Origin of the sequence: Alteromonas sp. KUL106 (assembly GCF_009811415.1) — a bacterium.
Lineage (GTDB): Bacteria > Pseudomonadota > Gammaproteobacteria > Enterobacterales > Alteromonadaceae > Alteromonas.
In genome coordinates this window covers 20,162-44,818 of sequence record NZ_BLIG01000027.1, presented here as the reverse complement: position 1 = coordinate 44,818, position 24,657 = coordinate 20,162, and the positions used below count along the sequence as shown (strand labels likewise).

Here is a 24,657-nt window from a genome sequence, read left to right as displayed (position 1 = left end):
CCTATTTTTCTCTATCCTAACCACAGAATAAGCAAAATTGAAGTGATGTTTTATGACACAGGTAAAGGTGGTGATGTGGGCCCGTTAATGTTGGACTGTCAGGCTGAAGAACTTCTGCCTGAAGAAAAGGAAAAATTAGCGCATCCGGTAACGGGTGGCGTCATTTTATTTAGCCGTAACTATCATGACAAACGTCAGCTTTCTGCTCTGGTTCAAGATATAAGGCGCTACGCGAAAAAACCGATTTTAATTGCGGTTGATCACGAAGGAGGCCGGGTTCAGCGCTTTCGCGAAGGTTTCACCGCAATTCCTGCCATGGGTGAAATTTTACGTCAGTCGGAACATCAAGATGAGAGTGCTGCCTACGCGAAAGCGTGTGGGCTAGCTTTAGCTTACGAGCTAAAAACGCTTGATATTGATTTTAGCTTTGCGCCCGTACTGGATATTAACGGCGTATCCCAAGTCATTGGCAATAGAGCATTTGCTGATAATGCGGATGAGGTCATTCGTCTTGCGACACACCTTATTCAGGGGTTAAAAGCGGTGAACATGCCCGCCATTGGTAAACACTTTCCTGGGCATGGCAGCGTTGCGCCAGACTCTCATGTTGCGTTACCTGTGGATGAGCGCGAATTTGATGAAATACAACGTACTGATATGGTGGTGTTCAAACGCGTAATTGAGCGCGCCATGCTTGACGGTGTGATGCCTGCTCATGTGATTTACAATCAAGTATGCGATAAGCCTGCGGGGTTCTCACCCAAATGGCTGCAAGAGGTGCTTAAAGGTGACTTAGGCTTTAATGGTGCCGTGTTTTCTGATGATTTATCGATGCATGGGGCTAGTGTGGCAGGGGGCTACGTGGAACGCGCCGAAGCTGCACTCGATGCGGGCTGTGATATGGTGCTGGCATGCAACAATCCAAAAGGTGCAGAGAGTATTCTAGATGGCATAGCGCCTCGCTATGCAAACGTAAGTAATGACGATGAAGTAAGGCAAGAGCGGGTTATGGCGCTCTATGGTCGCGTGTTGCCTGCTGGGCTTCGGGGTAAATATGAGAGCGCTGTAGACTTAATTAAGCGCTTAAGTGAACGTTAAAACATGTGAGGCAAAGCACCGGTTTACCGGTGCTCATATCTAAAGGGTGAGGCTTTGATATCACTCCTTCTTATTACAGCAACGGCTACACCGCCACTTCATCTACGCCGGCTTCAATATTTAAAAAGCGCGCGAAGGTAAACAGAAAGTCGCTTAAGCGGTTTAAATATGCATGAACCACTTCAGGTACGTCATAATGCTTAGACAGGCTAATAACAGAACGTTCGGCGCGACGACATACCGCACGGCATACGTGTGCCTGTGCCGCCGATTTACTTCCACCTGGCAAAACGAAAGATGTATTAGGTGGCATTTGGCCGGTAATGTTATCAATAAGGTTTTCTAGGTTTTCAATGTCAGCCTGCGCCAATGTGGAGCTCGCTGATATGGCAAAGCCAGCTTGAAAAAGATTGCGCTGAATATCATGGAGCATCGGTTTATGCTTCTCGGCGACGTGTGCTGCTAAAAGCCCTATTTGACTGTTTAACTCGTCCATATCGCCATAGCTTTTTACCACTAAATCGTCTTTGTCTACACGAACGGCCTTGTCTGCGTATATTTGCGTACTGCCTTTATCGCCAGTGCGAGTGTAAATTTTCATAAAGCCCTTGAATGTAAAACCAGAATATTAAAATAAAGATTAAACGCAGTGCTCTTTTGCATTGCTAACCCTTTTCTATATAACCCGAAATCTCGTGCCCCTGACACGCGCTCACTGCTGTTCGCTTTCAGCAGGGCGGTTGTATCGTCTCACTTGAACAACGAACCCGAACAATGGGTGGTCGAAATAGTGCAATTGTGTACTTATCACCCGACGTTGTTCAATGAGTGGCACCGACACCAGTTTGTATGTTTGCGACGCTGAATCGTTAGCCGCGCGGCTATCGTTTTCATTGCTGCCTTGGTTAACATCAACTTCCTGATTGCCAAAGTAGCTTAAGGGGACAGGCTGTCGATAGAACATCTCACTATCAATGTGCAGATAGGGCACGCGGTTTATGTATTTAAGAAAAACCTTTATTGTGCCGTCTATTTCCCAAATGGGAGTTCTGAATGCAACGTCGCTTGCGCCTTCTTCGTTTTGCTCGACAATCAGTGGTGTGTCCAACGCTTTAAATGCGTCATACGCGATGGGTGAAGGGTTCGCCAGGCGCATCTCGAGTTCCGCAAAAATATCCGAAACGGCAACTAGTTCGGATTTACTCGGCTGTTGCTCTTGCGCTGCATAGTTTACTGAGGGTTTAATATTTTCATCGATAGCGCCACTTTCGCTACTGTTAAGCACCGAAGCCTGGCTTTCATCGCGAAGTTGGAATTTGTTATCGACAAGGGCATTATCGCTTAACGAAAATGGCCTTGTGGCCTCAGCCGAGGGTGCGCTTTGCGTTCGCATTTCGCCATTTAAATTAAACTGCTGCGCGTAGTTTTGACCGCCGTATACCCGCACATCAAATGCGTTATTCTTTCCAAACATGACAGGCTGACGCCATGTAGTGTGAAATAAACGTTCTAAATCGCGGTTAGAGCGAATTTGACGGGAAATAGATGCCAAGGCCTGCTCGTTACTGGTAAGTAAGTGCGCCTTTGATGCCAATGGCCAGTCGTGGCCTTCTATGATGATGGGCAACGCGGCTGGAGCCGGCATGCGGTTATCAGGTTTATTGACCTTCCAAACGATAGCAGGTTGAAGCGTAGTGTTAACAACAGAGGGTAAGCCAGTACTGTCGTCATTACCTTTATTAGTGGCTGCAGCTGCAACGACGGCGGTTGTCACTTCAGCGCTAAGCCAAGGTTTATCTTCTTCGCAATATTTGAAAGCAGGAACGGTAACGGGCGATGTGCGCGTTACACCAAAAAACGCAGTCCAATAGCTAGCGATGGTTTGCGCATCAGGGGCAGGGCTTATATCGTCAAAAGAATCATCAACGTTATCAAAATCATCAACGGCATTGGCTGAAACCTCATTATCAGTCACGCTATCGGTTGCCGTTTCAAATGGCAAAGGAGAGGGCGTCTGTTGCCCTTCAGTTTGAGTAGCGTCGATGGATTGAGGTAGCGATAAAAAATCTACATCGCTTGGTGGAACGTGCAGTAACGGGTTATCCGCCCACTTTACAGCGTTGTCAGCACCACAAACGGGCAACCCTTGTTTTAAATAACTGATATCCGGGGCGATAATGTCGCTAATGAGATCTGCCTGGGCCCGCGGAGCCGATAAGTTATCAGCAAGCGAAAATTGTTCTTCTAGTTCAGTAAGCGCAACGTTACGTTTAAATGCAATGACTTCCACATCAAACCACCAATCGTCGTTGGCAAGAACTGAGGTCGACATGGTACTTAAGAAAACGGCGCTTATAGATGCAACTAACGGGCACCAGCGGGATAACTTCATGTTATCGCGACTCCTTTGCAAAATCGGCAATAATATCGCTAATAAACGCGATGCGCTCTTTAGCTGTTTCGGTCTTTTTAACCAAGCGTAGCTTTTGGCTCCCTTCAAACTTAAACGTGTTTGGCTTGGTTTGTACAAGGCTAATAATGTAGCCCGGATTGACCTTGGTAGTTTCTTTGAACTCTATGGTACCGCCTTGTGCCGACAAGTCTACTTTTAGAATGCCTAATGCATGCGCTTTGAGTTTAATTTCAGCCACTTCAATTAAGTTTTTAGCTGGCTCAGGCAATAAGCCGAAGCGGTCTATACACTCGACCTGAAACTCGTCAATGTCGTCTTGTGATGTGCAGCTAGCAAGGCGCTTATAAAGCGATAAACGGGTATTAACATCAGCAATATAATCTTCTGGAAGCAGGGCAGGAATGCGCAGCTCTACTTCGGTATGGCCTGATGTAGCATCATCCAACGAAGGCTCTCGACCCTCTTTAAGCGCATTAACAGCTTTGTCTAACATATCCATATACAAGCTAAATCCAATGCTTGCTATTTGGCCAGACTGGTCGTCACCTAATAACTCTCCGGCGCCACGGATTTCTAGGTCATGGGTGGCCAGTGCAAAGCCTGCCCCAAGATCCTCCAGCTGAGATATCGCTTCTAAACGCTTAACCGCATCTTTGGTCATTCGTTTCGGATGAGGCGTTAACAAATAAGCATAGGCCTGGTGGTGAGAGCGCCCCACACGACCGCGCAATTGGTGCAGCTGCGCTAAGCCTAAATGATCGGCCCTATCCATAATAATGGTATTCGCGCTAGGCACATCAATACCTGTTTCAATAATGGTGGTACACACTAATACGTTGTAGCGCTGATGATAGAAGTCGCTCATTACCGCTTCTAACTCGCGTTCGCGCATTTGACCATGACCGACCGCAATGCGGGCTTCAGGCACGATTTCGGCAATTTCTTCAGCGGTTCGCGCGATGCTTTCTACTTCGTTATGAAGGAAGTAAACCTGACCGCCACGCAAAATTTCACGCATGATTGCTTCGCGGATCACCGCTTTATTGCGCTGTTGTACGAAGGTTTTAATAGAAAGGCGACGGGCCGGTGCAGTGGCGATAATGGATAAATCACGCATGCCGGAAAGCGCCATATTTAACGTTCGTGGAATAGGCGTGGCGGTAAGCGTAAGAATATCCACATCAGCGCGAAGAGACTTAAGCTTCTCTTTTTGACGCACCCCAAAGCGGTGCTCCTCGTCAATGATAACAAGGCCTAAATCCTTGTACTTGATCTCGTTGGAAAGCAGTTTATGGGTGCCCACAACGATGTCGACTTTTCCTTCACCAATGCGCTCTACTACTGATTTCTGCGCTTTACCGCTCACAAAACGGCTCATTACTTCAATTTCAAAAGGCCATGCGGCAAACCGGTCTTTAAAGTTCTCGTAGTGCTGCTGGGCGAGCAGGGTAGTCGGCACCAGTATTGCCACTTGTTTGCCGGCGTTTGCAGCAAGGAAGGCCGCTCGCATGGCTACCTCAGTTTTACCAAAGCCAACATCGCCACATACTAGACGGTCCATCGCTGATGGGCTGCCCATATCATGCATTACTGCGGCAATTGCTTGTGCTTGGTCAGGGGTTTCTTCAAACGGGAAACTGTCTGCGAACGCTTGATAGTCGTCCCAGTTAATATTGTAAGCGAAGCCTGGTTTGGCGGCCCGGCGGGCATACACATCTAACAGTTCTGCCGCCACATCCCTCACTTTTTCCGCCGCTTTTTGTTTCGCTTTAGTCCACGCATCAGACCCGAGCGAGCTTACAGGCGCGCTGTCTGCATCGCCCCCCGTGTAGCGAGAAATAAGGTGTAATGACGCAACAGGGACATACAGTTTCGATTGCTTGGCGTATTCAATGCACAAGTACTCGGTGGTAACGCCGCCAGCGTCTAGCGTCTGAAGGCCTAAATAACGGCCCACACCGTGGTCGAGATGCACAACAGGTTGGCCGATAGAAAGCTCAGCGAGGTTGCGGATGATTGCACTTTCATCGGTGGCTGAACGTTTGTCGCGAAGGCGTCGTTGACTGACTTTTTGGCCTAACAGTTCGGTTTCGGTAATAAACAGCAGTTCACCTTCCGACGTTTGCCAGCGGAAGCTGTTATCAACCATACCGACCGTTATACCGATACTGTCGTGACTTGCGATGAAATCGCTGAAACTATCAACCATTTTGGGTTTGATGCCCGCTTTGGCCAGCACCGTAAGCAGCCCTTCTCGACGACCTTGGGTTTCGGCACAAAACAGTACCTTCGCCCCGTTGTCAGTGGCCTGATTTACAGTTTTAATTAAGCGCTCAGCAGGTATTTTCTTTTGCGAGTTTATTGCAATGTCATCAAGTTTTTCGCACTGCAAATTAGTCGTGCCGGGTTTCTCTTCCAACACGTTGCTTGATAGCGAGGCCCGAGGCCACTGCTTAATGGCGCCAAATAATTCGTTAATGGGTAAAAACAATGCATCAGGTGCAAGGAGAGGGCGCGCTAAATTATATCGGTACTGTTCGTAGCGCTCCTGCACATCGGCCCAGAAGAATTCACTGGCGTCTTGCACGTCACCGTGAAGTAAAAGCAAACTTCTAGGGTGCAGGTAATCAAATAATGTGGCGGTCTGTTTAAAAAAGAGTGGAAGGTAATACTCTACACCGCTTGGCATTGTGCCTTTACTGACCTGAGAAAATACGCTTTCTGAGGCATTGTTTGCATCGAATTTTTCTAAAAACTGCTGACGGAAAAGGGTGATGGCCTCTTTGTCTGTGGGAAATTCGCGCGCGGGTAACAAACGGATTTCATTTACAGCCTCGCCAGAACGCTGCGTTTCGGTGTCGAAATAGCGAATTGAGTCAATTTCGTCGTCGAATAAATCGATGCGAAAAGGCTGAACGCTCCCCATTGGGAATAAGTCAATGATGCTGCCGCGTACGGAAAACTCGCTATGGCTCATTACCTGACTTACATGCAGGTAGCCCGCCTGCTCTAGATTTCGCCTAAACTGGTCTCTATCTAGCGTGTCACCTTTATTTAGCATGAGCAAATACTTCGCTAAATAGTCGGTAGGCGCAAGGCGCTGCATTAAGGTATTAACAGGAACAATGAAAACACCATCTACTTGTTGCGTAAAACGAAACAGGGTTTCAAGACGCTGAGAAACAATATCCTGATGAGGAGAGAACGAATCATAAGGCAGCGTTTCCCAATCAGGGAAAAGCGTGATGGGGGTATTTTTCGTCTCTTCGCTCAGAAAAAATGAGATTTCTTTTTCTAGCTTCATGGCCGAGGGGGTGTCGGCTGTTATCAATACAATAGGGCCTTTATACTGGCTCAGTGCCTGGCTGATACACAAAGCGGCGCTGCTGCCCTGAAGTTGACCCCAGTGCTTATGATCTTGTGATGAGGCTTCTTTTTTAGGCGCAGGTAATGGTAGCGATAATAAAGTGGCAGTCATGACGTCCTGTTTTTTTACGTGCAAGTGTGATTTTACGGCTTATATACTGATGCAAAGGCCTTTTAGGATCCCGACTTTCTCTCTTTGGATCGTTTTCTTAGCTGTTGGGTTTGAATGTGCAAACTTGCGCGAACCAAAAGCTCCTGATCTTGCTCTCGTATTGAACTGAAAATAAAAGCGATATGGTAGCTATCTTCAATCTGCTCGCAAGTAATAACTTCGCCATAACAAAAAATAGCAGCAGCTTCGGCATCAAGAAAAAGTTTAAGTTCAGCGTTAGTGCCTATTTCCAGTGCCTCTTTTGATTCAATAATGACACCGCCACCACCTAATTTTACCGTTTTGAAACGATACTCAGGCTCATCTTGTTGGTGAAGGACAAATGACATCATCAAATCTATTTTTCTTGATTGATGATTCAGATATTCAGCCAATGTTTCAGCATGGTCGCCAAGGTTTCTTAGCGGTCTAATTGCTTGGGCTTCTAAAGCGGCCATTTCGCTTGCAATACGAAAGGCATAAGGCATCGACTCTTCCAGCGCTTCTTCATCGGGTACGTCCTCATTACTATCTAAAGGGCGTACGTTTGCATTAATACAATGCGCTATTGAGAAGTATTCATCGAATTGGGCTTGTTTTTGTTCTAGGCTTAGTTCGCTCACATCATTCCTCTGCCACTAATTCTTGTGCAGCCAGTAGCTTACACGTAGTATAACCACTTTACTATTTTGGGCTTAGCCCGTCATCTCGCCTTTGGGCTACTTATCTGAATTTTTTATTCATTAAGCATAGCCAAGCCGGGCCAGATTACCGTATTACTGAAAAGCAAGGCGCCATGTTTTATCCTCTTTCTGCATTCATTGCCTATCGTTATGCCAAGTCTAACAAGCAAAGCCAAACCAGTTTTGTCTCTTTCATTAACCGATTCTCAGTTGCTGGCATTGCATTGGGCCTTATGGCACTCATCATTGTGGTATCTGTAATGAACGGCCTAGAGGGGCAGTTGAAACAACGCATTTTAGGCATCGTCCCTCATATCGAAATTACAGAGACACCCATTGCTAGCGCCCGCGAAATTACGGAGACACCCAACTCTAGTGTGCGCGAAACTATAAAGACACCCACGCAAAATAGTTTAGAAGTTAGCAAGACACCCACGTCAATTAGCAGCAATATTGGCGAGACACCCACGCAAAGCAGTGTAGCGGCAAACGAATCGAAAGACGCTAAAAAAGATACAAAGACACCCATCTCAAACACGATAAAACCGCATCAACTTTCCTTAGGTGAAATTAGCAAGACACCCATCACTAGCGTTGTCGCCAACATGGCTTACCGTGAAGCCGAAGCTGTGGTTCAGTCGCGCTCAGAACTGCGAGGCGTACAGATTCACGGCATTGAGCCAGAGGTGATGTTGGAGCACACCTTGGTTGCCAGCCATATGGAGCAAGGAAGGTTTAGCGACTTAGCTGAAGGAAGTTTTACAGCAATCATTGGTCGTTCGCTGGCGATTAAACTAGATGTGAGAGTGGGCGATAGGTTGCGCGTAATGGTGGCTGGGGCCAGCGTTTATACGCCGTTTGGCCGCATGCCTAGTCAACGACTTGTCACTGTTGTGGGTGTCTTCGATATGGGGTCGCAGATGGACGACAAAGTGATGTATATGAATCTTCATGATGTAAACCGTTTAATGCGTGACCCGAAAGGCACTGGACAGTCACTTCGCCTGTTTTTGAATGATGCATTTAATTACCTTTCGGTTGTAAATTATTTAACTGATACGATGGGTGTCTCTGTTAACGATGTTAAAACCTGGCGTGAACGCCAAGGGCCACTCTTTGATGCGGTGAAGATGGAGAAAAACATGATGGCGCTTATGCTGCTGCTCATCATCGCCGTTGCTGCATTTAATATCGTCTCGGCACTCGTGATGGTGGTAACAGAAAAACAAGGGGATATTGCGGTACTTCAAACCCAAGGTATGTTGCCCAGAACCATCATGTGGATTTTTGTGCTCAATGGTTTATTTAACGGCATAAAAGGCGCAGGCATCGGACTTATCTTAGGCATTGTTATCACCTTTCAGCTAAACAACATTTTAGATGTGATTGGCTCACCTTTAGCACTTGCCGCAGATGGAAGAGGCCTGCCCATAGAAATGGATGCAGTACAAATTGTTAGCATTACTTTACTTTCGCTACTGCTGTGCGTGTTAGCCAGTGTATATCCTGCGCGAAAAGCGATGAAAATAGCGCCCTCACAAGCGCTTCAAAACGAATAATTCCCTGAATTAGCCGTGCAAACTAGTGCGAAATTCACTATACTCGCGGTCTTTAAATTTTGCCCAGTGAGACGTCATGAATAAAAATTTTATCACCTCGCAATCGCTTCTACAGGATTCCTTTCGCTTAGCGGCAAAGGTGTATGAAGACGGCTTCCGTCCCGACTTTATTATTGGTATTTGGCGTGGTGGTGCTCCAATCGGTATTGCAGTTCAAGAATTTTTTGAGTTTAAGAACACTTCTACCGACCACATTGCGGTACGCACATCGTCTTACTATGGTATCAACAAGCAATCTAAAGAAATCCGTGTTCACGGGTTACACTATTTGATTGAAAACGCTAACGCTGATGACAAATTATTGATTGTTGATGATGTTTTCGATTCAGGCCGCAGCGTTGATGCGCTAATCAAGCAAATTAACAAGCTAATGCGTTTGAACATGCCAAAAGACATTCGCATTGCGTGTCCGTGGTACAAGCCTCAAAACAACACCACTGATATCGTGCCGGATTATTACGTCAACGAAAGTGACGAATGGCTTGTGTTTCCTCACGAGATAGCGGGACTAACGGAAGAAGAGATCCGTGAAGGGAAGGGCGAACTTTCTGATATCATGGATATCCTGTTTGAGAAAAAGCCGTAACCCACTACGGCTTTTCACTGACTGTATTTGAGCCGCACGTTTGTGCGGCTTTTTTATTTTCTACAAGTGCTGGGAATGAAAGGGTAAACGTGGTGCCAACGTTTACTTCGCTTTCAACGTTAATGGTTCCTCCCATCGCTTCTACAATGGAAAATGAAATATAAAGCCCTAAACCTGTGCCTTTGCCCGTGGGCTTAGTCGTGTAAAAAGGCTCAAACATTTTCTTCAGCGCGTGCTTTTCTATTCCACATCCTGTGTCTTCAACAATTATCATCACACTCCCATTCTTTGGCTCGTTAAAAGATGTGATGGTGAGCGTATCTCCTTCTTCCATCGCCTGCGCTGCGTTTACGAAAAGATTAACAAGTACTTGATTTAGTTTACCTGTTTTACCCTGTATGGGTGAAACTTCCCCCAGTTTCTGTTGAATGTTGATTCTGTGCTTGAGCTCGCTGTTCACTAACCGCAGTGCATGGTTAACACAGCTATTGACATCTATTGTCTCATCATCGGGTATATCAGCATCGTGCGAGAATGAGCGCAAACTTGTGATGATGTCTGTGACTCTTTTCAATCCATCTTCAGACTCATTGCAAATGTCTTTAACTTCGTCTGCCAGAGAGTCTAGTTTATGCTTTGCTTGCCACGAGATAGCCTCATTTTTTAGTTGGGCCCGTTGTTCCTCATTTTCACTTTGCGCAAGCTTATCGACTATGCTTTGCATACTCGATAACGCAGGTACCACGTTTTTCAAAAAGTGAATATTGCTATTGACAAAGGCAATGGGATTATTGATTTCATGAGCGACGCCCGCCGCTAACAAACCTAATGAAGCCATTTTTTCAGAGTCGATTAAGCTTTTTTCTACTTGCGCCTTTTCCTCTTTAAGCCTAACCGTTTCCAGCGCCATCATCTTAGCCTGCATGCCCATGGCGATTTGTTCTGTAAAAATACGGTAACGGTTAGCCATCTCGACATATTCTTGTGTGTAATACCCCAATGACTGATGACAAAACACAATCACGGCATGTTGTTGATGAACTTTAAAAGGGCAATACAATACAGAGGTAACAGGTGAGTCGAAGCGAGCGAGGTGCTGTTGCCATGTCGGCTGATGTTGAATATTAAACAATGCGACGGGTGAACTTTTTACTGCGCGGGAAAGCGTATCATCAATATCCCAAATGGTGTCTAGCAGGGGCGAATAGGTACTGTTTATGCACTTCATCCGCTTTGGCCCATTATTCTCAAGCACAAAGCATACTTCGTAATTATAGAGCCCTTTGAACACTTCAAACATTTTAGAGTAAAGTTCTTGTTCATTTTCAGCCGTGAGCAATGCGTGGGTCCCTTCAAGCAAGGCGTCGGTTTCTTTTTTGTGAGCCTCTGCCTGCTGCTTAAGGCGATAAACAAGGGCAAGATCTTCTAAAACGTTTTCGTAATCTCTATTCATTTAGAAAACACTATCGCTGATATCATAAGGTTTCCGTGTCTGTTCTTGCCATCAAGAAAACGACCTTGCTCGCCAAAGGTGAAGGGACCACATATTGGAAGTGAAGCGAACTCCGCTTGCAGTGAGAGAAGCATCTGCTTGATCTCGTCTCCGACCATGAGTCGACAGCCAGCACAATAAATCATGAGCACACCCACGGGCTTTCTGTTTTCAGGCAACAACATAATGGCATTATTAATAACCCGCTGAGCACGAGAAGTAAGACTTGCGATACTTCCTTCCATTAACACTAAAGTATCGTTTTCTTTCACCTCAGAAAATACGTTAAGCGTGCCGTTTTCATCGACTGAATCAGGGTGGCACAGAAGATAATTAATCGCACCATCTTCTAATTCGACTGGGCGACCTAACGGGGCAGACGATGTAAGCCCTAAAATCTGCCCCCCTTTGAGTTGTTCTTCAATGAGGTTATTCGTTGCTTGGTTATATACATGGCTTGCTGACGAACCATTGAGTTCAACAAGTTGTCTGCCATGGGCTTTAGATACACGAAACTCAGTCTCAGTAGGCATATAGCCTGAGCTATAACTCATCCCCAGAGGGGGGGATGGATACATGGCGACGACCGCCACGGTTTGTGGGCCGTATGCGTTGTGCGTTACCGTATTCCAGCTACCTTCTACGGTATTATCTGCCATTGAACCACCAAAGACAGGGACGTTTTCACCCACGACGCTGGCAAAGCCCTCTAGAATTCTTTCCTCTTCTCCTGGTGGCAGCGCGCACCAGATTAAAGCAGGGCTTTCATAAGGACGACCTGCGTCCTCGAGCGCGCTCAACAGCGCACTCGCGCCGGCTTGGAACGGACTGTTTTCGCTAAGATTGGCACTGCCTACGCCATAGGCTCCTTCACCGTCAAATACACAGAAAAAAGCAAGGTCGCAGCCTGCTTTAACGGTCTGACTATCGCAAAGCAGGGCGCCTAAACAAGAACTAGATACAATAAAAGGAAAATGAAATGCCGCCAGTGAGGTTTGAATCTCTGAAAAAGGCAGCGTAGAATTTCCATAGCCAATCACTAATGATGGCAATTTTTCAGCGAATACCTCAGCGACCTGATTCGCCACATCCGCGTGATCAGCACATTGTATTTCTACTGTATTTATCTGCATTTTTGCCTACCTTTTCATCTACATAGTAAGAGTAGACGATTGTGAGAGAAAATTTATTAACTATTAGTCGTAAAAATTAAGTTAAAAAATTGGTCACTGTTACACGATGAGTTTGACCATTTTTTTAATCGTCATCGCTGGCGATAAGACGCTTTGGTGCAATGAAAAGGTCGATATTGCTATCACTAGACCTAAAGCAATACGCGCTAATTATCGAGATAAAACTTGTCGTGAAAGGTATAAACCCACGTTGGTTGATAAATAACCAGTAAGGTTATCGCCATGCCGTTAAGTAAGGCTTCAGGAAAAACTAAAAGAGGAACGAGCAGGATGTAGTTGTCAAAGACGATGTCCCAAGAATACACGCCCTCTGCGTAATAGAAAGCGCCTAATGCGAGTGTCTTCAGTGCGATAGAGAGTGCGGCAGGGAAAAAAGCGCAAACAAATATATAAACAAAAAGCTGTCTCGGTATGTGGTGAAAAGAGAGCATGTAAAACAGGTAGGTGATACCTATTGGGAGTACGGTTCCAAGCAATGCGTTGACACCGAAGTTTTCCCATATGCCGTAACCAATAGCATGGGCCCCAAGCAATGCTAAGAAAGACGCAATAATCGCGTTTCTAAAACCAAGCATTAATGTGAGTACGGTTAGGCCCAGAAAATGAACATCTAGGCCTTCGTAAATCCCCGCTTTGAAAAGCCACAGCACAAAGAGTGAAGCTGCAGTGCCAAAAATGAGGTGTTGTTGATGCTTGTTTTTGGCAAAGTGAGCTAAGTCGATGTGCCGAATAGCGCCCAACAAAAAAGCGCCATAAGCCAAAAAAGCTAATACTTGCAATGTACTCACATTTACTCCTCGACTGTGGCTTTTACGCGATTTCTAGGGCAGTTAATTTTTATATTCAGCCCAGATAGGGGCATGGTCTGAGGGCTTTTCAATTCCCCTGAGTTCGTAATCAATTCCCGCGTCAGTAAGGTTTGTATGAAGTGGCTTTGTAGCCAAAATGAGATCGATTCGTAGACCACGGTTGTCGTTAAATCCCTTCGAGCGGTAGTCAAACCATGAAAATCGGTCGTTGGTGTCTGGATTTAACGTACGAAAGCTGTCTTCAAAACCCCAAGCCATAACAGTATTTAGCCATTCACGCTCTTCAGGTAAAAAGCTACATTTCCCCGTCTTTAACCAGCGTTTGCGGTTTTCTTCGCCGATGCCGATATCTAAATCGGTATGAGAAATGTTGACATCGCCCATGACGATGATCTTCTCATCCGGAGTGTGATTTTCGTTTAGATAGTGCATTAAATCCTGATAGAACTTACGCTTAGCTGGATATTTTGTTTCGTGCTTTTCGTTTTCTCCCTGGGGAAAATAGCCGTTCAGTATTGTGACCGGCTCTCCCGCATCATCCGTGGTTTTAAGCATGATCATTCGGCGCTGAGCCTCTGCATCGTCAGACGGGAAGCCCATTGAAACTGAAAGTGGTTCTTTTTTTGCCAAAAAAGCGACGCCATAGTGGCTCTTCTGCCCATGAAAATAGACGTGGTAGCCCATGGCTTCAACGGCTTCAACTGGAAACTGCTCGTTATGAACCTTTATTTCTTGTAAGCCAATGACGTCTGGTTGGTGGGCATCAATAAGTGCTTGTAGTTGATGTAGGCGCGCGCGGATGCCATTTATATTAAAGGAAATTACTTTCATGTTTAGTTAGTCGGTTGTTTCAAATTGGTGCGAGTTTATCAGAAAGCGATGACGCCATTCATGCCGAATTTCCCTAATATTAATCTATTCAGTCGATGGTATAGATTAAGTTTATTTATAGCTTAGGTTGAAAGCGGGTTTTCGCATCGCTCAGAAGATATATCCTTCATAGATGCGGTTGCTTGAAACTGCATTCCCAACTTGATCAAATATTCGAACCAAGCCTTTGCATCCTCTACGATATCGTCAATAACTCGTTCATTCTCTGAAGCAAGTTCAGGTAACAATGCATCGACATGTTGTTTGAAAGACACCCACGATTTCGCACATTCGGCCATCGCACAATAGTAATGAGTTGGAATATCGTACTCCATGCCGCTCAACCTTCTAGCGATGATATTTGCGCCCATGGATGAACCCAACCATACGTAAGCTGCGGCTATCGCAACGGTTGTTGGAGAATGAAAAGCGGGGAGTAACTGTGATTTGGTATGGGTGTCTTTGGAAGCTTCATCGTTAATAGTTGCGCAGATGCGAACGCTATCGGTTTTTTTATGATGGGTGTCTGTATAAGAGGTTTGATGGGTGTCTATGTAAGTACTACCTTGTTTTGCGCTGAATAGATGGCTGTCTTTTTCTAGTTCAAGGGTGTCTTTGTCTAGCGCAGTTAATACAGCGTTACTGTCGATCATCGACGCTATTTGAGCCAGACGTGTGTCTGCGTGTTCTGCCTGTTTTAATGCCTGGGCAGAAGACTTATGAAATTCCTTCATAATCGTAAGCACCGCGTAATACGCCGTTTTATTAAACAGATTGTTTTGGTGATAGATCGAAAATGGGAAAGTATTTTCTAGGGCAGTATGGCTTGGTTGGGTGTCTTGCTTAAGAGCGGTAAAAAGGTTTCGCATAGCGTACAGTTCTTCGCGTTATATTTGCATGGGCGTTGTTGATTCAATGCAATTTGATTATATGTGTTTCAGTCACGGGGTAATCGTGGGTGTCTTTGTTAAACGACTTTATCATGGGTGTCTTTGTAATGGGTAGGGCATGGGGTATTTTTTCGCGTTTATTGCATTGCACCTAATCATGGTGCGGGTATACTTGCGGCAAATTTTCAGATAGGAAAAACACGTGTTTCCAGAAACCATTGCAGACAAATTAAATGATGCTGTCATCGAACAAGCGATGAAGCTGAGTGCAGAAGAGCGCCAAGAGTTAGTGGTAAGCTACATCGCGAAATCCAATGAAATCTGGTTGGTTCAAGGCACTGAAGGCTTCGTAATGTTCGAAGACGGAGAAAACGTACAATTACCTGTCTTTCCTCATAAGGATTTGGCGCAAAAGTTTGTAGCCATGAATGACATAGACGGTCAATGTGTCAACATCGCGTTAGAAGAGTTTAAGCAGACGTGGTTGCCTGGTTTGGATAAAAACGGTGTAGAGCTTGTTATGTTTCCTACTACAAGCGATGTTGAGAACTTAGTGATGACCGCTGAAGACCTTGCTGCAGAATTAGGCGGTAATTAAGTCGGTTTTGAAATGATGTCTGAAGATGCGCTATTACCTCTAGCACGGTCGCTAGCAGAGACGAAAGGTTGGGATGATTTTACTCGAACGCTGATGTTGACGGGTAAGGCGCTAGCACCTCTGCCAGAGGAGGCGCGAACAGATAAAAACGCGGTTGAAGGCTGTGAAAGTCCTGTATGGATTGCTTTTTCAGACAGTGAAGCCAGAGTAATGGCATACTCTCCAAGTAAAGTTATTCGCGGTGTGCTTGCTGTACTGCTCGAGAAAGCGAATACGTTGACGAAACAGCAGCGTAAAGAGTTTGACTATGCGCAATATTTATCTCGCTGTCAGCTTGAGCGTTATTTAAGCGAGTCTCGTGGAAACGGCATAAAATCAGTCATAGCCAAACTCAAAAGCTTCTAGTGAATTTGTTTAGTGCTACATCATTTGTTTTTTGCTTCAATCCACTGACTCATATACTTACTGGCGCTTAGTGTTTGGTGCCACAAGAGGCTTTGCATAAACAAGGTTTTTCTATGAGCCTCAATATCACTTGTTATTTTTACCATTTTATCGACCAGCGAAATGTCAGGTTGATTTTCACTAAAGGTAATAAGCATTTTTCTCGCCTGCGTGCTCGCTGCTTCCCACATATCCTGGTTGGTATATAGCGTCACGGCTTTATTCACATAATCATCAATGACACTTGATTCGGTGGTGTTGGTGCTACAAATAGCGCCTGGCCATAAATTGTGCTGCGAGAGCCTTTCTGCGTCTTCATCCGTGTTTGTAGGAATGATGCCCTCTGCGCCCACCCATGTTGTAATCGACGGTGTGGCGCAGCGCATTGCGTCAAGCAATTTTCCTTTTATGCCTGCGCCAAAGCGTAAGGGAGCGATTAAAACTCTAGCATTTTCCATTAGCGACACGACATCTTCAGCCCACCCTTTTACCAGAAAGCCTTGTTTGTCGTTGTGTAACTGCGTTGCCTTTTTAGGGGGGTAGGCACCGTAAATATGCAGTTCCGCGCCTGGAAGTGCTTTTTTAATGGCGGGCCAGATGCTTTGCTTAAGTTGCAATACTGCGTCCCAGTTGGGCGCATGTCGAAAGTTTCCAATATGAACAAAATGTGCTCGTGTTTCAAAAGGGATAGAGCGTGACGGTGTTTGTCCCACAACGAGAGGTTGGTAATGTAGTTGCGTGTTGGGGACGCGGTAATACTCCGTAAGGAGCACCATTTCGGCCATAGATATTACAAGTGTCAGATCGCTTCTTAGTATCGCGGCTATTTCTCTTTGCGCAAGTTCACTATTTAAATCTGCTTTTTTAGCGTCGCCATCTAGCTTAACGGCACTGTGTCTAGCCTGGCGTAAGCTATGTAAATCTTCTGTGTTTAAGATTCGCAGCGCATTCGGACAGCTTTCTTTCACTCGCCACGAAAATTGCTCTTCTGTCATGTATCGGTCAAAAATCACAACGTCTGGCTTCAAATTTTCAATGAGCGTATTGAATGAACTGCAGTTTAGCGCCACCGCGTAAGTATCTACACCTAACGTAGTCAGGTCTGTTTTATGCTCGCTTTCTGCTGCGGCCGTTAGAAATGATACGTTGAAGTCAGAGGCTACACAGCGGGTGATAATCGATTGCATATTTTGGCCCGCAGCCGATGAGTTTGGCTCAGGCCACACATAGCCAATAATTACGACATTTAACATAATGGTGATTTTTACTTTTTTTAAAAATTAGCGTTGAAGCGCCATAATGATAGTGAGGTCTATGCTAGCACAATTTCGGGGTCTAGTAGGGAGAGTGAAAAAGCGACACGCCCTAGAAAATCTAATTCTTTTAGGTAATTACCCTAAGTTTTTCTTTGTTTTACAATTATAAGTATGGAATTTGGTACGGCACGCTATAATTAGTAGCGACTAACCTTTATAAAAAATGGTGTTAGTCGGTCAATGTTATGGCGAACAGGTTATAAACTGGAAATGTAGTTTAAAACACGGCGCTGATAATACTTGCCTGACTAAGAAAATAGACTTTTTAAGTTAATGAAAAGTAAAGAAATCATACTTTTTTACTAGAGAATCTTTGTTGACCAACCTGATTTTTATGCCTATACCTACAGACAAGAGGGCGAACGGAAGTGCCTCAAACGCTACATTGACAATGGCGGCATTAGTGAGAGTGCACGAATGAATTTAGAAGAACTAGTTTCGAAAGCGGAAAATCTCTTCGTATTACCAGACTCGGTGACCCGGCTTAAAGCTTGTATGGACGACGAAGCTTCAAGTATTGAGGATATCGGCGATATCATTGCTTTCGACCCCTCGTTAGCGGCGCAGCTTCTTAGGGTTGCGAACTCCGCTTTATATCGTTTCCCGAATAAGATTGACACCGTAACGCGAGCAATTCAAGTTGTCGGAACACGTTCGACCTACGACTTGGCGCTAGCCTATGGGGTAAGCAAAGCGTTTAGTGATGTAGACGGTCAGCAAATCGATTTAGACAAATTTTGGGAACAAAGTGTCTCGTGTGGCCTTTTGGCCAAATACTTTGCTGATATGCGCAACATTCGCGAACCCGAGCGCCTTTTCGTTTCAGGTTTGCTGCATAATATTGGTGAGTTAGTGACAGTTTCTTTGTTACCTGAAGCCGCCATACGTTGCCAGGCATTCAATACGCGTGTAAGCCCATCTGAACTCCAATTTGGGGTTTTAGGTTTTACTTACGCAGAGTTGTCAGCAAAACTCATTGAGAAATGGGGCATTCCCAGCTCAATACATGTCCCTATTGCTAACATTCACAAGGGACAGGAGGATGAATTGGAGACTGAAGATAAGATAGTTCAGCTATCTTACGTGTTGGCGCTCGATAATGTTAATCCAGAAATCTATCCAAGCTATCACAACCTTAAGCCTGAACTGCATGAATCGCTGTCATTGAACCGCGAGGATTTAGAAGACGCATTAGACATTACCAATCTCCAGTGCATATCAGTGATCTCCTTGTTCAACCCTCACGCATTTATGTTGTATTAACTTGAAGCGCACGTTGCGCTTCAAGTGAAATCCACGCGCTTAATCGAACACGGCGACGGTTTGCCTGCTTATCGCAATGACCTCGTTGTCCTTATCCCAAATTGTTGCTTCTGTATGGCCGTAGCCATCTGCAGCTTGCCTTGTATGAGCCTTATAGCCGAACCAGTCAGTAGGGCTTACAGGTTTATGAGGGTGAATAAACTCTAGGTTCCAACTTACGGTACTGGCGGGGGCAGGGAGTTTCATCATTTGAAGAAGGGTTGGCGGCCAAGCATCGATCATCGTGATAATGTGAGCGTCTGTAATGACTTCTGGTGCGTGCTTAAAGCGCATAAATCCATGGTAGTGACTGGTCTTTCTGCGAGTAAAAGGTATGCCGCCATCTTCAATAGCTAAATCAAAATAACGCAGGAATTTCGGCGTAACTTTTGGAATTTGAGGTATAAATTTAGCTTTATTGGGAAGAGGCATGTCATGTCTCTCTGTATTTTCAACGAGAATACTGGACTCTCTGCCCACACCAAAACACGCTTGTGAAAAAACACAGCTTTTACCGTCTTGTGTAGCATGCGCTGTGAATTGAGACACGTTCTTACCCGTTCTAAGTAAAGTGACCTCAATGGAGAAAGGCGCTTCTAATGATAATGGCCCAACAAAATTGGTGGTGAACGAGCGCAATACTCTATTATCAGTAACCTGCTGCTTTACTGCACTATACAGCATGCCCGCAGAAATTCCGCCGAAGGCGGTGCGGCCTTGCCCCCATGTTTTTGGGATAATGAGCCCGTCGACGCGCCATGTATTGTCCGACGTTTGTGATAATTGGGGAATATTGAGCAATTCGTCTACTGTCATGCTTACTTGTCTGGTCTGATGAGTTGGTTAAATATTATCGTACCCTAAGCGCTGTAGAACGGAAAGCCTGACTTAGTAATTTTCGTTATGTTTACAAATAAGTAACAATTAGTTGTCTATTTTTTTACCTAATGCGTAGACTGGGGTTATCGTCACTTAAAAGGACTGTTATGGCCCAAACTCACGTTGAAGGTGTTCCTGCTGCTCAGGCTGGGGTATCTAGAAGTTACCGGAACTACGTTTTATTCATATTGACCTTGGTCTATGCGTTTAATTTTATTGATAGACAAATTATCGGGATCCTATCCCCGTTCATCAAAGCAGATTTAGGCTTGGATGATGCTCAGCTCGGATGGCTGAAAGGTATCTATTTTGCTCTTCTCTACACTGTTATGGGGATACCCATCGCTTGGCTAGCTGACCGCTATAGCCGTGTGAATATTATTGCTATTTCGCTTACGCTGTGGAGTGGATTTACGGCAGCGTCGGGTTTAGCTGCCAACTATATGCAGCTTGCCATCGCGAGAATTGGAGTCGGTATTGGCGAGGCTGGTGGGAGTCCGCCGTCTCACAGCATCATTTCAGACCTTTTTCCCAAAGAGAAACGGGCTGGCGCGCTTGCCATCTATTCGTTGGGTATTCCATTTGGCGTCATGCTAGCCTTTTTTGCTTCTGCTTTTTTTCTACAAGGTGGTTCGGCTGACTGGCGTACCGTTATGTACAGCGTAGGTATACCGGGCGTTATTCTCGCTATTTTACTTAAGTTTACAGTGAAAGAGCCGTCTAGAACGGTATCTGCGCCAAGCGAAGAAACCGTTAGCAAACCGAGCGTAAAAGCGTCGCTAAAAACCTTACTTAAAATACCTACCTGGTGGGGAATGGCGCTGGGTATTTCATTTGGTTCTTTCGGAAACTACGCCATTTCAACGTGGGTTATTGACTATTATGTTCGCGCATTTGCAGGGTTAGATATCACATTACTGCTTATTGTATTTGGTATTATTAACGGCACAGCTTATGCGCTTGGTGTATGGTTAGGTGGTTATATCGCTGATCGCTGGGGCAAGCACAACAAAAAGGCCTATGCGCTACTTCCTGCTATCGCGCTTATCATTGGCTTGCCCGCTTTATACATCTCTCTTCAAGTACAAGATTTGTGGGTGTCTGTTGGATTAATGGCGCTTCTTTTGTTCACCAGTGGTTCCTATTTGGGCCCTAGTTTTGCTATGGCGCAAACCCTGGCTCCGCTCAATGTAAGGGCAATGTCTACGGCACTCTTTTTCTTTGTATTAAACATAATTGCACTTGGCGGAGGTCCTACGCTAACAGGTATCATCAGCCAAGCATTGGTGCCCACTCTCGGCGAGACAGAAGCCCTCAGGCAGGCACTTATTTATTTGGTAGTACCCTATGCGATATCCATTGTCGTGTTTCTTTGGACAAGCACGAAAATAGTAAAAGATTGGGAAATGGCAGAAGCAAGGGGCTTGTAGTATTATCCTTACTTTCTCCTAAGGGGCTGATTTTAAGCCCCTTATTTGTTTACGTTTGAGGGAGTCATTGGTGTCTTCGACAGAGTTAAGTTTCCATTTTGCCCATGCTAACGGATTTTCCGCGGGATGCTATAACGCTATGTTTTCTGCACTGCCGATCAATTTTAATCGACTTCATGTAGAGCGCTTTGGTCACGATCCCAACCTGCCTGTTAATGGTAACTGGCGAAACCAAGTTAAAGAGCTAATTAAACATGTAAAAAAAGAGAATAAGGACCCTCGTGGCGTGTTTGGTGTAGGGCACTCATTTGGCGCGGTCATCACTTACATGGCAGCGTGTGAAGCCCCTGAGCTGTTTAGAGGAATTATATTGTTTGACCCACCGTTGGTGGTAGGCCCACTAAGCCACTTCTTTAGATTTGCAAAGCATACACCGCTTATAAATAAACTAACGCCTGCAAAGCTCGCACAAACGCGAAAAACGAGTTGGCCGAAAAGTACTGATATGGAGGCGTACTTTCACGGTAAAGCCTTGTTTAGAGATATGGATAGGCGGTGTGTAAGAGACTACGTGAAGTCGGTTACCGCAGTAAATGGTGATGCTATATCACTGACCTTTCAGGCTGACGTCGAGGCTGCGCTGTTTAGAAACGTACCGCACAACCTTGGGAAGTATAAGGGGAAGTTATTGTGTCCTGCGGTATTAGCCACGGGCAGTAAAAGTAAGGTATGCAAGCCAGAAATGTATTCGCGGCTGATGAAGCACAATAACATCGAACATGTCGTATTAGATGGCGGACATATGTTTCCTTTGGAACACCCGGAAGATGTCGCTGCGTTTATAGAAGAGACACTGACGAAATGGAATAATTAGCTGAACATTCGATTTTGGCGCCGATGCGCCAAAATCAAAGATAAGACGTCTTATTAAGACTTTTTGGCATGGCTAAACCCACCCACGGGTTGGCCAAGCATTTCTCTTGTGACAAGAACAACACCTTTTTCTGACACCCTGAAGCCACGCGCTCTATCCTGTTCGTGGTCGTAGCCAATAGTCGTACCTTCGGGAATGACGCACCCGCGATCGATGATCACTTTCTTCAATTTGCAATGGCGTTTAATTTCAACATCAGGAAGTATCACAGCTTCTTCAATAAGTCCATAAGAGTGCACGCGTACATTCGAAAAACAAATTGACGAGCGTAGGGTGGAGCCTGAAATTATGCAACCACCTGACACGACAGAATTTATTGCTTCACCTCGTCTATCGTGGTCTTCCCATACAAATTTGGCGGGAGGTAATTGTTCCTGATAGGTCCAGATTGGCCATTTTCTGTCATACAGATTGAGTTGAGGAACAGGCGCGACCATTTCCATATTCGCTTCCCAAAAAGAGTCTATGGTGCCCACGTCTCGCCAGTAAGCGTTGTCGCTACCGCTTTGTTCGAAGGGAAAAGCGTAAACGGGGTGGTCTGCGATAATAGAGGGGATGATATCCTTTCCAAAATCTCGTTGAGACCCCATATTCTCTGAATCTACCCTTAGTTGCTCGAAGAGAAATTCGGTATCAAATACATAATTCCCCATAGATGCGAGACATCGAGTTGGATCATTGGGAAGAGGTGTTGGGTTAGCTGGTTTTTCTTCGAATCCGTTGATGCGATAATTTTCGTCTACCGACATCACGCCAAACGCGCCCGCAGCCTCTTCAACAGGCACCGACATACATGAAACTGTCATTTTGGCGCCTGACTCCTTGTGTTTAGCCAGCATATCGCCGTAGTCCATACGATAAATATGGTCGCCCGACAGGATCATGACATATTTTGGGAGTTCATCTCGGATAATATCAATATTCTGAAAAACGGCGTCGGCAGTACCTTCGTACCAGTTATCTGAAAACCGTTGAGACGCAGGTAAAATTTCGACGGATTCTCCAAGCTCTTTTTTAAAGTGGCCCCAACCTCTAACGAGATGTCTTATGAGGGAGTGAGACTTGTATTGCGTTACAACACCAATTCGCCTGATGCCCGAATTAACGCAATTCGAAAGAGGGAAGTCGATAATTCTAAATTTACCACCAAAATAAAGTGCTGGCTTGGCACGCCAGGTGGTGAGTTCGTGTAACCTTGACCCTTTACCTCCGGCGAGGATAAGCGCATAGGTATCGCGTGTTAAGTTACTGATGTAACGTGAACTCTGATCTGCCATTTCCTATAAACTCCTGTCAAAAAGCGATAATTGAATATCGATAGAAATATAATAAAGAAAGCGAAGTGTTGCGATTAATAGCGCTATACATTGGACCCCGAATATGAGGCACGTTTTGATAACATAACTTCATATTACACAAGATATTTTAGAATGACAGTTTGATTTATAAGCTTTGTGATGAAATGGTAAAATTATTTAAATTTATGTTTTCGCCTCTGAAGCGCCGCCTCGCTTGACCGCTTTACAGATGCTTTACAGAGACACCCATTTCAACGCCCGTCCATGTCCAACTACCTAAACAAGACACCCAACGATAATCGGAGTATCTCAACACCACACTCGCCTCTCAAAGAGACTTCGCATAAGAACTTTACAGAGACATCCATGATAATCATTTGAGCAGACGAATATCGAACTACAGGACACTAATTTCATAAAAACAAGTCGGTTAACCTCAAGTATTAGTTTAAAAAATCTCTCGTTACCTCTCGTCTATTAGGTTGGAAAAGATCGTGCGCTTGAGTAAATTTTCTGGCCGACAAGGTATACGCTATCGCTGAAAATCAAAGCTTCATCAATGAACACTAAGCTGAAAACGGCTTTTTTTGGTTAAGCGTTGTTTAACCATAGCCGTTGGATGTCTTGCTAGTAATCTAGAAATGGCTATGTGTTTGTCAGTCATTAATCTTTAGGTGACAAATGTTAATCAAATGTTATATTTGGGCGATGGATATAGTCTTGGAGTCTCAGATGAGTGCATTAAAAAAACTTTTAGTTGTGGTTGGCGTTTTGATTACACTTTTTGTCGTTACAAGCTTCTTCATTTCAAAAGACTACAGCGTTGAAAGAACAATCGTTATTAATGCCGAGCCATCCGAAATTTATCCTTATATTGTTGACTTAAAAGAGTGGAGCAAGTGGGGGGTATGGTTTAAACGAGATCCTAACATGGAACTCAATTTTTCTGGGCCCGATAGGGCTATAGGCATGCGCTCTGAGTGGAAAAGTGATACAGAGGGCAACGGTGAAATGGAAATCACTCAGCTAGAACATAACAGGCGAGTACTTTATCGTCTATATTTCCCAGACTATGATATGGGCTCCACGGGTGCATTTGAAATTAGGCCTACTTTAAACGGTTCTGTTGTTACGTGGCGGGATGAAGGTTCGGTAGACAACAACCCTATCAATCGTTACTTCGCGTTGATGATGGACGGTATGATAGGGCCTGACTTCGAAATGGGGTTAGAGAACCTCAAAACCCTTGCAGAAAAAAGTTAATTAAGTAACACGAACTGATCTGA

At 45.1% G+C, this 24,657-nt stretch carries 21 protein-coding genes; 9 read left to right on the top strand and 12 right to left on the bottom strand.

Annotated elements, in window-relative coordinates; genetic code table 11:
• Window positions 1-87: 87 nt before the first annotated feature.
• Window positions 88-1,098 (top strand): beta-N-acetylhexosaminidase, encoded by a 1,011-nt coding sequence (gene nagZ, locus GVO63_RS10065; RefSeq protein ID WP_159579768.1) that lies wholly within the window; start codon window positions 88-90, stop codon window positions 1,096-1,098.
• 85 nt (window positions 1,099-1,183) lie between these two features.
• Here nagZ and GVO63_RS10060 read toward each other — a convergent pair whose 3' ends face one another.
• The 4 genes from GVO63_RS10060 to GVO63_RS10045 form a co-directional block, all read right to left on the bottom strand.
• On the bottom strand, window positions 1,184-1,699 hold the full coding sequence (locus tag GVO63_RS10060) for a cob(I)yrinic acid a,c-diamide adenosyltransferase (protein ID WP_159579577.1): 516 nt from the start codon (window positions 1,697-1,699) through the stop codon (window positions 1,184-1,186).
• A 111-nt stretch (window positions 1,700-1,810) separates the two neighbouring features.
• On the bottom strand, window positions 1,811-3,490 hold the full coding sequence (locus GVO63_RS10055; RefSeq protein ID WP_159579575.1) for a CsiV family protein: 1,680 nt from the start codon (window positions 3,488-3,490) through the stop codon (window positions 1,811-1,813).
• A gap of 1 nt (window position 3,491) precedes the next feature.
• A complete protein-coding gene (mfd, locus tag GVO63_RS10050; RefSeq protein WP_159579573.1) occupies window positions 3,492-6,989 on the bottom strand; it encodes a transcription-repair coupling factor in 3,498 nt (1,165 codons plus the stop codon).
• Between the two features lie 62 nt (window positions 6,990-7,051).
• Entirely contained in the window at window positions 7,052-7,651 is a 600-nt protein-coding gene (locus GVO63_RS10045; protein WP_159579571.1) for a PilZ domain-containing protein, read from the bottom strand.
• Window positions 7,652-7,824: 173 nt separating this feature from the next.
• On the opposite strand from GVO63_RS10045, the gene GVO63_RS10040 reads away from it, so the two are divergent.
• Both GVO63_RS10040 and GVO63_RS10035 read left to right on the top strand, forming a co-directional pair.
• Entirely contained in the window at window positions 7,825-9,270 is a 1,446-nt protein-coding gene (locus GVO63_RS10040; RefSeq protein WP_159579569.1) for an FtsX-like permease family protein, read from the top strand.
• Window positions 9,271-9,346: 76 nt separating this feature from the next.
• Window positions 9,347-9,916, top strand: coding sequence for a phosphoribosyltransferase (locus GVO63_RS10035; protein WP_159492840.1), 570 nt, complete (start codon window positions 9,347-9,349; stop codon window positions 9,914-9,916).
• A gap of 4 nt (window positions 9,917-9,920) precedes the next feature.
• Here GVO63_RS10035 and GVO63_RS10030 read toward each other — a convergent pair whose 3' ends face one another.
• From GVO63_RS10030 to GVO63_RS10010, 5 genes are all read right to left on the bottom strand, one after another.
• The gene (locus tag GVO63_RS10030) at window positions 9,921-11,369 is read right to left on the bottom strand and encodes an ATP-binding protein (protein WP_159579567.1); all 1,449 of its coding nucleotides are present in this window, start codon (window positions 11,367-11,369) and stop codon (window positions 9,921-9,923) included.
• The gene (locus GVO63_RS10025) at window positions 11,366-12,541 is read right to left on the bottom strand and encodes an FIST signal transduction protein (RefSeq protein ID WP_159579565.1); all 1,176 of its coding nucleotides are present in this window, start codon (window positions 12,539-12,541) and stop codon (window positions 11,366-11,368) included. Before GVO63_RS10025 ends, GVO63_RS10030 begins: the two co-directional genes overlap by 4 nt.
• A gap of 206 nt (window positions 12,542-12,747) precedes the next feature.
• Window positions 12,748-13,389 (bottom strand): energy-coupling factor ABC transporter permease, encoded by a 642-nt coding sequence (locus tag GVO63_RS10020; protein WP_159579563.1) that lies wholly within the window; start codon window positions 13,387-13,389, stop codon window positions 12,748-12,750.
• A gap of 42 nt (window positions 13,390-13,431) precedes the next feature.
• Window positions 13,432-14,241 carry an exodeoxyribonuclease III gene (xthA, locus tag GVO63_RS10015; protein ID WP_159579561.1) on the bottom strand — a complete coding sequence of 270 codons (810 nt, stop codon included), beginning with the start codon at window positions 14,239-14,241 and terminating at the stop codon, window positions 13,432-13,434.
• Window positions 14,242-14,363: 122 nt separating this feature from the next.
• Complete coding sequence (locus GVO63_RS10010; RefSeq protein WP_159579559.1) at window positions 14,364-15,149, bottom strand: hypothetical protein; 786 nt, start codon at window positions 15,147-15,149, stop codon at window positions 14,364-14,366.
• Window positions 15,150-15,372: 223 nt separating this feature from the next.
• Here GVO63_RS10010 and GVO63_RS10005 point away from each other — a divergent pair, with 223 nt between their 5' ends.
• Both GVO63_RS10005 and GVO63_RS10000 read left to right on the top strand, forming a co-directional pair.
• Window positions 15,373-15,768 (top strand): DUF2750 domain-containing protein, encoded by a 396-nt coding sequence (locus GVO63_RS10005; protein WP_159492834.1) that lies wholly within the window; start codon window positions 15,373-15,375, stop codon window positions 15,766-15,768.
• Between the two features lie 12 nt (window positions 15,769-15,780).
• Window positions 15,781-16,173, top strand: coding sequence for a SufE family protein (locus GVO63_RS10000; RefSeq protein WP_159579557.1), 393 nt, complete (start codon window positions 15,781-15,783; stop codon window positions 16,171-16,173).
• 20 nt (window positions 16,174-16,193) lie between these two features.
• Here the strand turns inward: GVO63_RS10000 and GVO63_RS09995 are convergent, their stop codons facing one another.
• A complete protein-coding gene (locus tag GVO63_RS09995) occupies window positions 16,194-17,465 on the bottom strand; it encodes a glycosyltransferase (protein WP_159579555.1) in 1,272 nt (423 codons plus the stop codon).
• Window positions 17,466-17,945: 480 nt separating this feature from the next.
• Here GVO63_RS09995 and GVO63_RS09990 point away from each other — a divergent pair, with 480 nt between their 5' ends.
• The gene (locus GVO63_RS09990; RefSeq protein WP_159579553.1) at window positions 17,946-18,791 is read left to right on the top strand and encodes an HDOD domain-containing protein; all 846 of its coding nucleotides are present in this window, start codon (window positions 17,946-17,948) and stop codon (window positions 18,789-18,791) included.
• Between the two features lie 39 nt (window positions 18,792-18,830).
• On the opposite strand, the gene GVO63_RS09985 is transcribed toward GVO63_RS09990, so the two are convergent.
• Window positions 18,831-19,646, bottom strand: a complete 816-nt coding sequence (locus GVO63_RS09985; RefSeq protein WP_159579551.1) for an acyl-CoA thioesterase II — start codon at window positions 19,644-19,646, stop codon at window positions 18,831-18,833.
• A gap of 170 nt (window positions 19,647-19,816) precedes the next feature.
• Between GVO63_RS09985 and GVO63_RS09980 the strand changes: the two genes are divergently transcribed.
• Window positions 19,817-21,139: an MFS transporter gene (locus GVO63_RS09980; RefSeq protein WP_159579549.1), complete on the top strand. Its 1,323-nt coding sequence runs from the start codon at window positions 19,817-19,819 to the stop codon at window positions 21,137-21,139.
• 70 nt (window positions 21,140-21,209) lie between these two features.
• Window positions 21,210-22,013: an alpha/beta fold hydrolase gene (locus tag GVO63_RS09975; protein ID WP_159579547.1), complete on the top strand. Its 804-nt coding sequence runs from the start codon at window positions 21,210-21,212 to the stop codon at window positions 22,011-22,013.
• A 53-nt stretch (window positions 22,014-22,066) separates the two neighbouring features.
• On the opposite strand, the gene glgC is transcribed toward GVO63_RS09975, so the two are convergent.
• Window positions 22,067-23,350, bottom strand: a complete 1,284-nt coding sequence (gene glgC, locus GVO63_RS09970; RefSeq protein ID WP_159579545.1) for a glucose-1-phosphate adenylyltransferase — start codon at window positions 23,348-23,350, stop codon at window positions 22,067-22,069.
• Window positions 23,351-24,103: 753 nt separating this feature from the next.
• Between glgC and GVO63_RS09965 the strand changes: the two genes are divergently transcribed.
• Entirely contained in the window at window positions 24,104-24,634 is a 531-nt protein-coding gene (locus GVO63_RS09965; protein WP_159579543.1) for an SRPBCC family protein, read from the top strand.
• The last annotated feature ends 23 nt before the right edge of the window (window positions 24,635-24,657 follow it).